We start from the raw sequence: 14499 nt of genomic DNA, 5'->3' as shown, positions 1-14499 counted from the left end.
AGCAGTTCTCAGGCAGGCCCGGGAAGTCCACAAGACTGGAGGACCCACAATGAAAGTTCATGCACTGCTCGCATCCGCGGTACTGCTAGCCAGCCCCGCCGTCTTCGCACAACAGGATCTGTGCCAGACCAACCTGCAGGAAATCGACGACAACATGGCCACCAACACCGCGACCCTGGGTGAGCCGGCCAAGAGCAAAGTCGAGGAGTATGTCCAACAGGCCCGCCAGGCACAGCAGTCCGGCGACACCGAAGCCTGCATCGCCCATTCCACCAAGGCCCTGCAAGAACTCAAGGGCCCAGGCAGCTCCGGCAGCGGCGGCACCGCCGGCTCCGGCTCGGGCGGCGGCAACTGAGCCAAGGCGGCGGGATCGTACCTGCGATCCTGCCGCTGCAGCTGATCATTTTCTAACCAGCATGATTAAAAAGTGATCGACACGCCGTAAAGATCTCCGTACACTTGCGCCCAGCACCACAAGCTGCACCAGGGGCCGATTAGGATTCGACGCCGGTAACGAAACTTGAGGGGCATGCCGAGTTGGTAACAGAACTCGTAAATAAACTGTTGCAAACCTATAGTTGCCAACGACGACAACTACGAAGGGTACGCGCTAGCCGCCTAACCTTCATCTGGTAGCTTCGGCTCCAGCGGTCACTAGGGGATGCCTGTAAACCCGAAATGACCGTCAGATAGAACAGGATCGCCGCCAAGTTCGCTGTAGACGTAACGGCTAAAACTCATACAGCTCGCTCCAAGCACCCTGCCAATCGGGCGGCGCGGAGTTAACTCAGTAGATCTGGCTAAGCATGTAGAACCAATAGCGGAGAGCTGGCGGACGGGGGTTCAAATCCCCCCGGCTCCACCAAACAAACAAAGCCCCGAGAATCTCAAGACTCTCGGGGCTTTTTCTTTGTGGTGTCGGAAGATGGCCGCGGGTCCTGGCAAACATCTCTTGCCCGTTTTCTTGGGCAACGGTATTTCGGTGGCGCCGCGGAATCGCCCATTGCCGGCAGTCAGAAGAACACAGCCCGGTCAGCCGTTGCGTTGACGCTCCCGCAGAATGGCGCCGAGAAGTTCAGGTAGCCACTCAGGCTTGAACGAAGATGGCGCCTCATCTTGCATCTCGCGCAGGCTCCACCACTTCCATCTCTGGATCGTGCCCTGCTCTTCTTCGGTCCATTTTGCAGCGAACACGCTAGTGTTCGCCGGGCACTCTACGAGGAAGTACTTTTCCAACCAACGCGCCGGCGTCGAGCGTGCCACGGCATAGACCTCGTCTCGTTCCTTTAGCAGCTTGCCGATTGGACGCGTAAGGCCGGTCTCTTCATGCAGCTCTCGTGCAGCTGCGTCGGTGTAGCTTTCGCCCGGCTTCAGTTCTCCGCCAGCGGTCGCCCAGAACGGCGGTTGATGTTCGTCCTTGTAGAAAAAAAGCAGCAGCCGCCCATCGGCATCCGCTATGACCAGTCGAGAGCACCTTCTGACTTCCATTGTTTCCTCGCAGTAAATTGGCACGTTGTGGCGTAGGTTACCCAGAGGTCCGGATCAGCGCGCGAGCGTGTCGCGGCCCCCGCAGAATGGCGCTCGGACTGGCCCGCCCCAACCCGTAGACACGCGACCGCAGCCAGCCTCTCGGGGCGTGTTAATTCAGCCCATACGCAGTTCGATCAGCGCCCGGCCCGGATAGTCTCGATGGATGCTCTATGCTGGTTCATTCCAGCCGCCCCATAGCAAGGAGTCCCCATGCCCAGCCTCGAGTATCTGGTTACCTGCCTGGTCGTCGTGCTGATACCTGGCGCGGGTGTGATCTACACGGTATCGACGGCACTGGTGCATGGGCGTCGCGCCGGCATCCTGGCCGCGCTGGCCTGTACGCTCGGGATTCTGCCGCATCTGTTGGCGACCATTCTTGGCGTCGCTGCCATCCTGCATTCCAGTGCGCTGGTTTTCGAGACGCTGCGCTATGTCGGTGCCGCGTACCTGCTCTATCTCGCTTACGCGACCTGGCGTGATCGTTCCGCGCTGGCGGTGGGTGGTGATGGTGCGACACTCGACATTCGATCGCTGGTTGCCAAGGCGCTGCTGGTCAATCTGCTGAACCCGAAACTGACCATCTTCTTTCTGGCCTTCCTGCCGCAGTTCGTCCGGCCCGGCGCCGGTGACGAGCTTGCGCAACTGCTCGGGCTCAGCGCGACCTTCATGCTGATGACCTTTGTCATCTTTGCCATCTACGGCTTGCTGGCCCATGCTTTTCGCAAGGCGGTCGTCGAGTCGCAGCAGGTTCAGGCCTGGCTCCGTCGCGGGTTTGCGGCGTCCTTTGCCGGACTCGGTGCAAACCTGGCGCTGGCCGACCGATGAACGCCCGGGGCGGCTGAAGCCGACCGAGTACAGCAGTCCGAAACCCTGGGCCAGCGCCTCGATCGTCGGCGATGAGGCCGGCCCGCGCTTCTTCTGCGTGACCTGAGTTATGCTGCGGCACGCCCAGCGCTCCAAGCGTTGCGCTTCCATCAGGAACCCTTGCGCCGTGTCGATTCGCTCCCGTCTGGTTTGGCTGGTCATTGCCGTTATAGCCCCGGCATTCGCGTTTGCGCTGTATGGCACCTATGCGGTCTATCGTGCGCAATCGGCGCAAGTCGATCAGGGCATGAAGGAAGTTTCGCGAGCCGTCGCGCTGGCCGTCGATCGCGAGCTGAGTCGGTATGCCACCATCGTCTCGACGCTCGCGGCGTCCCCAACGATCGTCAAAGGTGACGTGCGGACCTTCCACGAGCGCCTTCAGCAGACCGAACATGCGGTGGGCGCCAGCGTGGTGATCTACGATCCGCAAGGCACCCCCTTGGCTGACACGGATCATCCGTTTGGCGCACCCCTGCCAAGCCTGCCGGACTTTCGAACCTTCATAACCACCACGCAGGCCGACGTCAGCCCGGCGTTCCGCGATCCGGTGACGGGGGCGCAGAGCATCGCCATCCGCCACCCGGTGATCCGCGGCGGCGAGGTCGTTTACTACCTGACGATGGACTTTCCGGTTGCAGGCATCGGTGCGCTGCTGGAGCAACAGGCGCTGCCGCAGAAGTGGCTCGGGGTGATCCTGGATCAGAACCAAACCGTCGTCGCGCGCACCCGCGATCCGGACAAGCACATCGGCAAGCGCGCCAGCCCCGATTTCGTCAGCCAACTGCAGGCCGCTGCAGGCGTCGACGGCAAGGTGCAGTCCATCACTCGGGACGACGTGCCGGTAACGACGTTCTTCAGCCATGCACCGGCCTCCGGTTGGACGGCGCTGATCGCCATCCCCCGCAACGACCTGCTGGCCAGCGTGCTTGCGCCGCTGGGGACCGTGGTGCTGGGTATTCTGGTCGTGCTGGCGTTGGCGGTCGTGCTGGCGATCGCGGTCGGTCGAACCATCACCCGACCGCTTGCGCAGCTCGATGATGCGTCCAGCGCGCTGGCGCGAGGCGAGGTATTCGACCCGCCCAGCACGGGAATGGATGAAACCGACCGTACCGCGCAGGTGATGGCCCAGGCCAGCGTGACGATCCATCGCTCCAGCCGGGAGATGGCTCACAGGGTCAAGGAGGCGGTCGCCCAGGCCGAGCGCTCCCATCAGGCCCTGCTCCAGGGGCAGAAGCTCGAAGCGCTGGGCAACCTGACGGCGGGGATTTCCCACGAGTTCAACAACCTGCTGCAAAGCATGACCATGGGCCTGCAGCTGGCCGAAATGCTGACCTCGCATCCGCGCGCCAGGCGTGCCATCGAGGGCTGCCAGCGGTCCGCCCGGCGGGCCACTCGCCTCACACGGCATCTGATGACCTTCAGCAGAAGCCGCACTGCCGACGCCGAACAGGTCGACCTGCGCGTGTTGATCATCGGCATGCACGAGCTGCTGACCGGCGCCCTTCCCAACCGCGTGACGCTGACGCTGGAGCTGCCAGAAGGGGCCTGGCCGACGGTCCTCGATCCGGTGCAGTGCGAGCTGGCCCTCCTCAACCTTGCGATCAACGCCCGTGATGCGATGCCGGAAGGCGGCCCGCTGGTCATCGCCCTGCATCAGCTCACTCTGGTGCAGGACAATCCGTTCGGTCTGGCAGCTGGTCCCTTCCTGTGCGTGGATGTGGAGGATTCCGGCTGCGGCATGAGCCCGGAAGTCCAGGCTCACGTGTTCGAGCCGTTCTTCACCACCAAGCCGGTCGGTGAAGGGACTGGCCTGGGCCTGGCCCAGGTCTATGGTTTCGCCCGCCAATCCGGCGGGACGGTGTCGATCCAGAGCGAGCTCGGCAAGGGAACCCGCGTGTCCTTGCTGCTGCCGCGCATGGAACAGGCTGTCTGCGCCATACCGGAGGATCAGGAGGCGTCCGTGCGGGCCGGCCGCCCGGCACGGGTGCTGGTGGTCGATGATGACGCCGAAGTGCGCGAAGCGATGGTCGCGATGCTCGATGAGCTGGGTTATCAGGTCGACGAAGCACCTTCGGCGGATGACGCGCTGGCGAGGCTGGCCGACCGGCGTCAGCCAGCCATCGACATCCTCCTGTCGGACGTAGTCATGCCTGGGCGGTTGGACGGTGTCGGCCTCGCCGAAGAAGTGCAGCGGCTCTATCCAACGATCCCGATCATCCTCGCATCGGGATACACCACGCGGATTGCCACCGAGCCGGCGGTCAGGGTGCTGGCGAAACCGTTCAGCCATCAGGCCCTGGCCGAGACCCTGTCGGAAATCCTCGACTCGAATACGCCCGCGCCTCCCGCCGCGCCGTGAGCGCCCGGGCAGGCGCCACGCGTGAGAGGGTCGGTTCGCTCCCCTCCCTCCGTCGCTCCGCCCTGCCGCAGCCGCTTACCCGTAGATGGCCGGCTCCCGATAGTGCCGGGTGCACGCCTCGCCGTTCTCGCGGAACAGGTGGCACTTGTCGGCCTTGAGGCCGGCGGCGAAGGTCTCGCCCTCGGTGACGCGCAGGTTGCCGTCGACGCAGAGGGTGATCACATCCTGCAGACGTTCAAGGGTGAGGTGCAGCAGGTTGTACTGGCCCAGGCGCTCGGCCACGGTGATCTGGCCATGGAAGGTGAAATCGGCCTGATCAGGCATGACGAAGTGCTCCGGGCGAATGCCCAGGGTGAGCGGGTCGCCGGGGCTCACCGCGCTGCCGTCCACCGGCAGGGTCAGCGGGAAGCCGCTGGGCAGTTCGATGGTGACGGCCTCGGGGCTGGCGGAGATGGCCCTCACGTCGACGAAGTTCATCTGCGGCGAGCCGAGGAAGCCGGCAACGAAGCGGTTCTGCGGGTAGTGATAAAGGTGCAGCGGCTGACCGACCTGGGCAATCTCGCCGGCGTTGAGCACGACGATCTTGTCGGCCAGGGTCATGGCTTCGACCTGATCGTGGGTCACGTAGATCATGGTGGAGCGGATGCGCTGGTGCAGGCGGGCGATCTCGATGCGCATCTGCACGCGGAGGAAGGCATCGAGGTTCGACAATGGTTCGTCGAACAGGAAAACCTTCGGCTCGCGGACCATGGTGCGGCCGATGGCGACACGCTGGCGCTGACCGCCGGAGAGGTCCTTGGGCTTGCGCTCGAGCAGCTTGTCCAACTGCAGGATCGCCGCGGCCGCCTCGACGCGACGCGCGATCTCGCGTTTCTCGACACTGGCAAGCTTGAGGCCGAAGGCCATGTTCTCGGCCACTGTCATGTGCGGATAGAGCGCGTAGGACTGGAACACCATGCCCACCGAACGGTCCTTGGGGGGCAGGTCGTTGACGCGCTGGTTGTCGATGAACAGGTCACCGGAGGTGATGTCCTCGAGCCCGGCGATCAGCCGCAGCAGGGTGGACTTGCCGCAGCCGGAGGGGCCGACGAAGACGACGAACTCACCGTCTTCGATATCCAGGTCGATATGCCGGGTAATGGGCGTACCGTCGTAACTCTTGCAGATGTCGCGCAGCGTGACACTGGCCATCGTTGTTGTTCTCCGTAGATGTCGCCATGCACTTCGTTCGTTCGCAGCGGCGGGCCGCCCCGCCGCTGCCGGCTCCCTACCGCGCCAGCCGCGCGTAGCCGAAGCCGTGCGCCGGCAACCGCGCCCAGTGGTCATCGTACTCGGCGAAACTCGCCGGCACGTCCACCAGCGGCACCGCCTGTGCCGGCAGCTCGTAGCTGCGTGGCAGGTCGCCGAGGTTGAACAGGCACAACCAGGCTTCCTCGCCCAGCCGGCGCTCGAATACCAGCAGGGCGTCGTCATGGTAGACCATGCGGATGTCGCCCTCGATCAGCAGGCGCTGCTCGCGCCGCCAGCCGAGGAAGCGCCGATAGCAGTTGAGCATCGAATGCGGGTCGGCATCCTGCGCGGCCACCGACAGCGAGCGGTGCGAGTCGTCCACCGGCAGCCACGGCTGGCTGCCAGTGAAGCCGGCGTGATGCGCCTCGCTCTCCCAGGGCATCGGCGTGCGGCAGCCGTCGCGGCCCTTGAATTCCGGCCAGAAGGTGATGCCGTACGGATCGACCAGATCTTCATAGCGCAGTTCCGCCTCCGGCAGACCCAGCTCCTCGCCCTGATAGAGGCAGACGCTGCCGCGCAGGGACAGCAGCAACGCCATCAGCACGCGGCCGCGCTCCGGATCGGGCCGGCCGTCGAGCGCCCAGCGGGTCATCACCCGCACCACATCGTGGTTGCCCATGGACCAGCACGACCAGCCATCGGCCAGCTCGCGCTCGATGCCCTCCACCGTGCGGCGGATATAGGCCGGGCTGCACTGCTCGGTCAGCAGGTCGAAGGAATAGGCCATGTGCAGGGTGTCGCCGCCACTGGTGTAGGCGGCCATGGTGCGCAGGGATTCGTCGCAGCCGATCTCGGCCACCGACGAAGCGCCGGGGTAACGCTGCAGCAGGGCGCGCAGGCGGCGCAGGAAGGCCAGATTTTCCGGACGGGTCTTGTCGTAGATGTGCCGCTGGTAAGCGTAGGGGTTGTCCACGCGCACGCCGATACTGCCCTCGCGGATCTCCAGGTTCGGCGGGTTGTCGCGCAACTCGAGGTCGTGGAAGTAGAAGTTGGCGGCGTCCAGGCGGAAGCCGTCCACGCCGAGCTTGAGCCAGAACTCCATGTCATCGAGCAACTGATCCTGCACGGCCGGGCAGTGGAAATTCAGGTCCGGCTGGCTGGATAGGAAATTGTGCAGGTAGTACTGCCGGCGCCGGCTGTCCCAGCTCCACGCGGGGCCGCCGAAAACCGAGAGCCAGTTGTTCGGCACGGTGCCGTCCGGCTTGGGGTCGGCCCAGACGTACCAGTCAGCCTTGTCGTTGTCGCGGCTGGAGCGGCTCTCCACGAACCAGGGGTGCTGGTCCGAGGAATGGTTGAGCACCTGATCGATCAGCACGCGCATGCCGCGCTCGTGGCAGGCTTCCACCAGCCGGACGAAATCATCCAGCGTGCCGAACAGCGGGTCGACGCCGCGGTAGTCAGCCACGTCGTAGCCGAAATCCTTCATCGGCGAGGTGAAGAAGGGCGACAGCCAGATGGCGTCGACGTTGAGGCTGGCGATGTAGTCCAGCTTGTGCAGCACGCCGGGCAGGTCGCCCACGCCATCGCCGTTGCTGTCGAAGAAGCTGCGCGGGTAGACCTGATAGATCACCCCGCCGCGCCACCAGTTCTGAAGTTGCTCGGACATACCACGTACCTTGAGTGAGCGTGAAGACGGGGCCACTCTAGGTGCGGCAAGCGGTCGCAACATCCTCCGGCGGCGGGCGGGCGCAGGCGTAACAGGCGGGCGTAGCTGGCCTGCCGAGCGAGGGCGTAGAGCGGCCCAGCGAGCCGGTCAGCGCACCCGCGCCGGGTTGCCGACCACGGTGGCGCCGGCCGGCACGTCGCGGGTGACCACGCTGCCGGCACCGATCACCGCATCGTCGCCCACCGTCACACCCGGGAGGATGATCGCCCCGCCACCGACCCAGACGTTGCGACCGATATGGATCGGCCGACCGAACTCCACGCCCGAACGACGCGCCTCGGGGTCACGTGGATGGTCGGCGGTGTAGAGCTGCACCGCCGGCCCGATCTGCGCGCCGGCACCGATGTGCACCTCGACCACATCGAGAATCACACAGTTGAAATTGAGAAAGGCGCCTTCGCCCAGGTGGATGTTGTAGCCGTAGTCGCAGTGGAACGGCGGACGGATCACCGCGCCGGCACCGACCGAGGCCAGCCGCTCGGCCAGCAGCGCCCGGCGCTCGTCCGGCGAGGCTGCCAGCGCTGCGTTGTAGCGCACCATCCAGGCCTTGGCCGCCGCCTGGTCGGCGAGGATTTCCGGGTCGCCTGGGTGGTACAGCTCGCCCGCCAGCATCTTCTGTTTCTCGCTCATCGCCATGGCAACGCCTCCTTCGCTGAAAGCCCGAGGGTGCCACAGCGCCCGCCGCGCCTTCCTCCTCCCTGACGGCCGCGAGCGGATGAGACGATCGACGGTCGCGCCTTCGCATTAAACGCCGGGCTCGACTAGGGTTGTTGCACCTCTCCCCGTCCGGAGCACTGCCCGTGAAACTGATCGGTCGCTACATGTCGCCATTCGTCCGCCGCGTCGGCGTCAGCCTGCATCTACTGGATATACCGTTCACCAACGAGCCCCTCAGCGTTCTGACGGATAGTCTGAAGATCCGCGAGTACTCGCCGCTGGGTCGAGTGCCCGCCTTGGTGCTGGACGATGGCCGGGTGCTGATCGACAGCAACGCCATCCTCGACCATTTCGATCAGCAGGCGGGCGCCGAGCGAGCGCTGCTGCCGCTGTCCGGTGCCGAGCGCAGCGAGGCGATGAACCTGCTGGCCTTCGCCGTCGGTGCCTGCGAGAAAACCGTGGCGGCGTACTACGAACGCGATCGTCGGCCGGAAGGACTGGTGTGGGACGATTGGTACCGCCATTGCGAAGACCAGGCGCGTGGCGCGCTGGCCTTGCTGGACGCACGCCAGGCCGAGCGCGGCGAGCGGCCCTTGCTGGGCGAACGCATGAGCCAGGTGGATATCAGCGCGGTGGTCGCCTATGACTTCGCCCGCCTCACCCTGCCCGACACGCTGGCGCCGGACGGCGCATTCCCCCACCTGGCCGCAGCGTCACAGCGCGCCAACACCCTGCCCGCCTTCGCTCAGACACAGTGGACGGGCTGAGCGCTAGTCGCCCTGAATCTTGCTCAACAGGTCGCGCGCCAGCTGCACGGCCTCGCTGCGGTGGGTGATGTTGAGTTTCTGGTAGAGGCTGCGGATGTGCGTCTTGATGGTGGTCGGCGCGACGTTGAGGTGATCGGCGATCTGCTCGTTGGACTGCCCGGCGTGGATCAGGCTCAGCACCTGCCATTCGCGCCGGGTCAGCGGCGAACGGCGGATCAGCTCGGGCACGTCGGGGCGGTTGATGATGTCCTGGATCACCGCCTCGTCCAGCGTGATGCGAATGGCGCGGCTGAAATCGCGCTGCTGCTGCGCCAGCTGGATCAAGCGCGCGGCGCGCTGGGCCTCGGCTTCATCGAGGGTGCGCTCGTGCAGCAGGCACTTGAGCATGCCGATGATCGGCTTGCCGACGCGCAGGAAGCTGCCGATCGCGCCACTGCCGCTGGCCAGGGTCATGGCCCGCTGCAGGTGGTCCAGTGCCTGCTGGCGCTCCTCGCGCAACCAGTGCAGCTGCGCCAGGAGGATATGGTTGCGGTTGCGGTCCATGATCAGGCCGTGGCGCTCGGCATCGGTCAGCAGCTGGCGCAGGATCGGCAGAGCGCGCTCCAGCTGCCCCAGCGCCAGGTGGGCACGGGCGTGATTGCGTGCATTGAGCTGGGCGAAATGGTTGGCGCCGCCGCACACCGGCGGCGCACTGAGCAGCCACTGGCGGATCGCCTCGCGATCCTGGCTGGAGTCCCAGTAGGCGAGCATGATCGCGTGGGCATTGGCCAGCCAGTCGATGTGGTAGCGGTCGTCGGCGAGCATCGTCTGCAACTGGGCGATGTAGTCGGCACAGGCGTGCTGCTGGCCGCGGGCGTAGGCGACGCCGGCCAGCAGCGCGTAACTCTGCAGGCGCCAGCGTGGGTCGTCCAGTTCGTCGAGTATCTGGATACCCTGCAGCGCGCACTGCTCGGCAGCGTCCAGCTGGTGCCACTCCAGCAGCACCTGGCCGCGCACCCGGTAGATGAACTCGACGATGGGCGTGGCCTGCAGGTTCTGCTGCTCGATGTACTGGATGGCGCGCTCCTGCAGGGTATAGGCCTTCTGCAGATGCCCCTGGGCGATGGCGATTTCCGACAGCTGCCCGAGACTCCAGACCACCAGGTGCGAGGCATTGATCTCCCGCGCGCGGCGCTCGGCTTCCTCGTACTGTTTCTGCGCCTGCGGAAGTTCGCCCTGGACGAAATGCGCCTCGGCCAGGCCCGACATCGCCGCTACCCGTGAGGTGCGCATGATCAGCGGCTCGCGGGTCAACGCCTCCCGCGCCAGGGCGATGGCGCGCTGCTCGTCGCCCTGGTTCATCGCCACCTGCGCGCGTACGGCATTGAACTCGCAGACGATACGCGCCCAGTCCTGCTCCGAGCAGCTGCGCTGCAGCGCCAGCTCGCCGGCCTTGAACCAGCGCTCGACATGATCGAACTGATAGGAGTTCTGCGACACCCAGGCCTGCAGCAGGGTGAGCAGCGGCGAGCCGGCGATCACCGGCTCCGGCAGGGTTTCCAGGCACTGTTGCAGCAACCCGAGACGACCCTGGCGATAGAACGCCCGGCCGTGGCGCTGCAGCATCTCGTCGACCTGCTGCGGGTCGCCGGCCTGCACGGCATGGCGCGCGGCTTCCTCGGGCATGTTCTCGGCCAACAGCGCGGAGGCCGCACGCAGGTGCAGCTGGTTGACCCGCTGCGGCTGGTGGGTGCGCAGCTCGCCCTGCAGGAAGACGGCGAACAGCGGGTGATAGCTGTACCAGCGGCGCAGGCTGTCCAGCGGCTGGATGAACAGGCCGCCACGCTCGAGCCGTTCGAGCATCTCGCGGCCGTGACAGGCTTCGGTCAGGCGATCGGCCAGGGCGGCGTCGAAGCGATCGAGCAGGCAGGTCGCCTCGAGAAAACCGCGCAGGTCCTCGGGCAACCCCTCGATCACCTGTTCGCGCATGTAGTCGCGGATGTCCGGGTGGCCGAGCTGCAGGTTCTCCAGGAACAGGTCCATGCCGCGGCTGGTCTGCACCTCCTGCAGGGCCAGCTGCAGCGCGCAGGGCCAGCCACCGATGCGGCGGTTGAGACGCTCGACCTGCTCGCGGTTGATGCTTGCCGGCACACCCAGTTCCAGCAGCGCCTGTACCTCGTCATCCTCGAAGGCCAGCTGGCGCGCGTCGAGCAACAGCAGCTGGTGCTTGACCCGCAGCTCGGCGACACCCAGTTCGGGCAGGCGTCGGCTGCACACCAGCAGGGTCATCCAGCTCGGCATGTGGCGCAGGAAGAAGCGCAGGCCGGCGATCAGCTCGGCGTCATTCAGCACCTCGAACTCGTCGAGCACGATCAGGATGGCCTCGTGCTCGTCCGGCAGCTCGGCCAGCAACTGGGTGAACAACGCGTCCAGCGATACCCGGCCCTGCTCGGCCAGCGCCACGGACAGAGGACAGCCGGCGTCCAGCTGGCGGTCCAGCGCCTGGGACAGGTAGCGACCGAACTGCAGCCCCAGGTTGTCGCTGGCATGCAGCTGGAACCAGGCGATACGCCCATCGAAGGCCCGCGCCCACTGCGCCGCCAAGGTGGTTTTGCCGAAACCGCTGGCGGCATGCAGCACCGCCAGGCGCACCTGCGGCAGGCGCTGCTGCCACTCGTCCAGGCGCGGCCGTTCGAGCAGGCCCGGCGGCAACATGGGAATCGCCAGCTTGGTGGGGATCAATGGCAGCAGTGGTGGCATCGCGGCATTCATGGACGGTTCCCTGTTCTTGTTCTTGTCGTGGTCTGGCGCACCGGTTCGCACCGCTCCCGCTCCCCGGTTCCGCGCCTCGTTTAACTCAGGTGGTCAGCCCTTCACCCCGCCGGCGGTCAGGCCACCGACGATCCACTTCTGGCAGTAGAGGAACACGGCGGTGATGGGCAGGCCGGAGAGTACCGCGGCGGCGGCGAAGTCGCCCCACAGGTAGTTCTGCGGGTAGAGGTACTGCTGCGCGCCGACCGAGAGGGTGAGCTTGTCCACGTCCATCAGCAGCACCGAGGCGATGGGGTATTCGGTGACGCTGGTGATGAAGGCGAGGATGAACACCACCGCCAGGATCGGCACGCTCATCGGCAGCAGGATATGGAAGAACGCCTGCCAGGTGGTCGCCCCATCGACGATGGCAGCCTCCTCCAGCGAGGCGTCGATGCTTTCGAAGTAGCCCTTGATGGTCCAGATGTGCAGCGCCATGCCGCCCAGCGAGGCGACGATCACCGCGCCGTGGCTGTTCACCCCGAGCCAGCTGACGTGCTGGCCGAGCTGGTCGAACAGGGCATAGATCGCCACCAGCGAGAGCACCGGCGGGAACATCTGGAAGATCAGCATGCCTTTGAGGATCGGCGCCTTGCCGCCGAAGCGCATGCGCGCGAAGGCGTAGGCACTGGTGGTCGACAGGAGCAGGATCAGCGCCGAACTGACCAGGGCGATCTTCACCGAGTTCCACAGCCACAGCAGCACCGGGAACGGCGGGTTCGTCACGCTGCCGTCCTCGTGGGTGTAAGGAATGCCGAGGGCCAGCGACCAGTGCTCCAGTGTCGGGTTCTCGGGAAACAGGCTGCCGGTGGCGAAGTTGCCCTCGCGAAAGGAGATCGACACCACCATCAGCAGCGGGAAGAGGATTGCCGCGACGAAGGCCAGCAGCGCCGCGTGGGTCGCCCAGAGCCGGTAACGCGCGGATTTCGGTTGCACCATGGCCATAACCGTCTCCTTATACCTTCACTTTCGAGAGTTTGAGATTCAGCAGCGCCATGGCACCGACGAGGATGAAGATCATCGTGGCGATGGCCGCGGCCAAGGCGAAGTCCTGCCCGGAATCCTGGAAGGCGATGCGGTAGGTGTAGCTGACCAGCAGGTCCGTGGTGCCCGCCGGTGTGGTCGCGCCGATGATGTCCGGGCCGCCACGGGTCAGCAGGGTGATCAGCACGAAGTTGTTGAAGTTGAAGGCGAAGCAGGCGATCAACAGCGGCATCAGCGGCTTGATCAGCTGCGGCAGGGTAATGCGCAGCAGGTTGTCCAGCGGACTGGCGCCATCGATCGCCGAGGCCTCGTACTGATCCCGCGGGATGGCCTGCAGCAGGCCCATGCACAGCAGCAGCATGTAGGGGTAGCCGAGCCAGGTGTTGACGATGAGGATCATCGTGCGTGCCAGGGTCGGGTCGCTGAACCAGTCCGGACGGATGCCGAACAACCCCTCGAGCAGCAGGTTGATCTCGCCGAAGTTCTGGTTGAACAGCCCGCGGAACACCAGGATGGAAATGAACCCAGGGACCGCATACGGCAGGATCAGCATCAGCCGGTAAAAGGCCTTGCCGCGCACCAGTTCCCATTGCAGCAGGCTGGCCAGCACCAGCCCCACGGCGAGGGTGAAGACCACGGTGAGCCCGGCGAAGGCGAAGGTCCAGGCGAAGATCTGCACGAAGGGTTCACGGATGCTCGGCTCGCTCAGCACCCGGGTGAAGTTGGCGAAGCCGGCGAACACGGTGAAGCCCGGCGGCACCGCCTTGCCCGTCTCGTCCACATAGAAGCCGCGCTCCATGTCGGCAGTCAGGCGTGCACCGCTGCGGGTGTCGACCAGCACACCGGGGCCGTCCTGCCGGTAGACCGGTTCCACCGCGGCGACCTCACGCAGGCCGTACAAGCGCAGCAGGCTGCCGTCCGGTGCCTGTAGTACCCATTGCTCCAGCGCCTTGCGCCGCTGGATGACGCCGCGCACCGGCAGCGCCTCGCCCAGCCCTTCGACGCCCTCGGCCGGCTGCAGCGTCAGCGGCGCCTGCGGGTCCGGCTCGCCGGTCAGCGGCGGGCTGACGAACACACCCAGTTCGCCCTTGTCGATGCGCAGACGCTCGCCATCAGGGCTTGGATGCAGGGTGAAACGGAAGCGCTCGCCGGCCAGGTAGGTCTGGCTCAGGTGGTAGCGCTCCACCTGGGCCTGGCTGAGCAGGTTGCTGCCGCTGTAGTTGGTGAAGCCGATGCCCACCGTGTACAGCAGCGGGAAGATGACGAACACCAGCATCCCGGCCACCGACGGGAAGATGTAGCGCTGCGCGTACATCCGCCGGTTGATGAACAGGTAGCTGGCGATCCCGGTCACCACCAGCCCGAGCAGGGCGAAGGCCATCTGCCCCTGCACGTAGAGCGCGACCACCAGGTACAGCGCAAAGGCGTTGAAGGTCAGCCACGCCAGCCAGCGCAGGCCGTTGGTCAGGGAGCGGGGCAGGCCCCGGGAGGTCGTACGGGTCATGGCTGGGCTGGGCAACTCGGCACGGGCATTCACGGGAGCGGAACCTTTGAGAACGGAGCATAGTCCGCCGGCGCGCCCGAGGCGGCGG

Annotated in this window: 11 protein-coding genes and 1 other RNA gene; 5 read left to right on the top strand and 7 right to left on the bottom strand. The window is 65.7% G+C overall.

Annotated features, from left to right (window positions below):
* The first annotated feature begins 49 nt into the window (after positions 1–49).
* Positions 50–355, top strand: coding sequence for a hypothetical protein (locus ACVRRC_RS20355; protein WP_013983892.1), 306 nt, complete (start codon positions 50–52; stop codon positions 353–355).
* Between the two features lie 131 nt (positions 356–486).
* Positions 487–865, top strand: a transfer-messenger RNA (tmRNA) gene (gene ssrA / locus ACVRRC_RS20350).
* Positions 866–1032: 167 nt separating this feature from the next.
* On the opposite strand, the gene ACVRRC_RS20345 is transcribed toward ssrA, so the two are convergent.
* Positions 1033–1488 (bottom strand): NUDIX hydrolase, encoded by a 456-nt coding sequence (locus tag ACVRRC_RS20345; RefSeq protein WP_472997435.1) that lies wholly within the window; start codon positions 1486–1488, stop codon positions 1033–1035.
* A 252-nt stretch (positions 1489–1740) separates the two neighbouring features.
* Between ACVRRC_RS20345 and ACVRRC_RS20340 the strand changes: the two genes are divergently transcribed.
* Both ACVRRC_RS20340 and ACVRRC_RS20335 read left to right on the top strand, forming a co-directional pair.
* On the top strand, positions 1741–2355 hold the full coding sequence (locus tag ACVRRC_RS20340) for a LysE family translocator (RefSeq protein WP_472997434.1): 615 nt from the start codon (positions 1741–1743) through the stop codon (positions 2353–2355).
* 166 nt (positions 2356–2521) lie between these two features.
* Positions 2522–4753 carry a hybrid sensor histidine kinase/response regulator gene (locus ACVRRC_RS20335; RefSeq protein WP_472997433.1) on the top strand — a complete coding sequence of 744 codons (2232 nt, stop codon included), beginning with the start codon at positions 2522–2524 and terminating at the stop codon, positions 4751–4753.
* A 75-nt stretch (positions 4754–4828) separates the two neighbouring features.
* On the opposite strand, the gene malK is transcribed toward ACVRRC_RS20335, so the two are convergent.
* From malK to ACVRRC_RS20320, 3 genes are all read right to left on the bottom strand, one after another.
* Complete coding sequence (gene malK / locus ACVRRC_RS20330) at positions 4829–5944, bottom strand: maltose/maltodextrin ABC transporter ATP-binding protein MalK (protein ID WP_013983939.1); 1116 nt, start codon at positions 5942–5944, stop codon at positions 4829–4831.
* A 76-nt stretch (positions 5945–6020) separates the two neighbouring features.
* Positions 6021–7649, bottom strand: a complete 1629-nt coding sequence (locus ACVRRC_RS20325) for an alpha-glucosidase (RefSeq protein WP_017244392.1) — start codon at positions 7647–7649, stop codon at positions 6021–6023.
* 147 nt (positions 7650–7796) lie between these two features.
* Positions 7797–8345: a sugar O-acetyltransferase gene (locus tag ACVRRC_RS20320; RefSeq protein ID WP_011914504.1), complete on the bottom strand. Its 549-nt coding sequence runs from the start codon at positions 8343–8345 to the stop codon at positions 7797–7799.
* Between the two features lie 164 nt (positions 8346–8509).
* Here ACVRRC_RS20320 and ACVRRC_RS20315 point away from each other — a divergent pair, with 164 nt between their 5' ends.
* The gene (locus tag ACVRRC_RS20315; RefSeq protein ID WP_020306039.1) at positions 8510–9133 is read left to right on the top strand and encodes a glutathione S-transferase family protein; all 624 of its coding nucleotides are present in this window, start codon (positions 8510–8512) and stop codon (positions 9131–9133) included.
* Between the two features lie 3 nt (positions 9134–9136).
* Here ACVRRC_RS20315 and malT read toward each other — a convergent pair whose 3' ends face one another.
* The 3 genes from malT to malF all read right to left on the bottom strand — a co-directional run bounded on the left by malT (position 9137) and on the right by malF (position 14444).
* Entirely contained in the window at positions 9137–11884 is a 2748-nt protein-coding gene (gene malT, locus ACVRRC_RS20310; protein ID WP_472997432.1) for an HTH-type transcriptional regulator MalT, read from the bottom strand.
* A 93-nt stretch (positions 11885–11977) separates the two neighbouring features.
* Positions 11978–12868 carry a maltose ABC transporter permease MalG gene (gene malG / locus ACVRRC_RS20305; RefSeq protein ID WP_003283570.1) on the bottom strand — a complete coding sequence of 297 codons (891 nt, stop codon included), beginning with the start codon at positions 12866–12868 and terminating at the stop codon, positions 11978–11980.
* A gap of 10 nt (positions 12869–12878) precedes the next feature.
* Positions 12879–14444: a maltose ABC transporter permease MalF gene (malF, locus tag ACVRRC_RS20300; RefSeq protein WP_472997430.1), complete on the bottom strand. Its 1566-nt coding sequence runs from the start codon at positions 14442–14444 to the stop codon at positions 12879–12881.
* Positions 14445–14499: the final 55 nt, after the last annotated feature.

It is taken from the genome of Stutzerimonas sp. LR2, assembly GCF_055755175.1.
The sequence above is the reverse complement of the archived record's forward strand: the minus strand, read 5'-3'. Positions and strand labels throughout refer to the sequence as shown.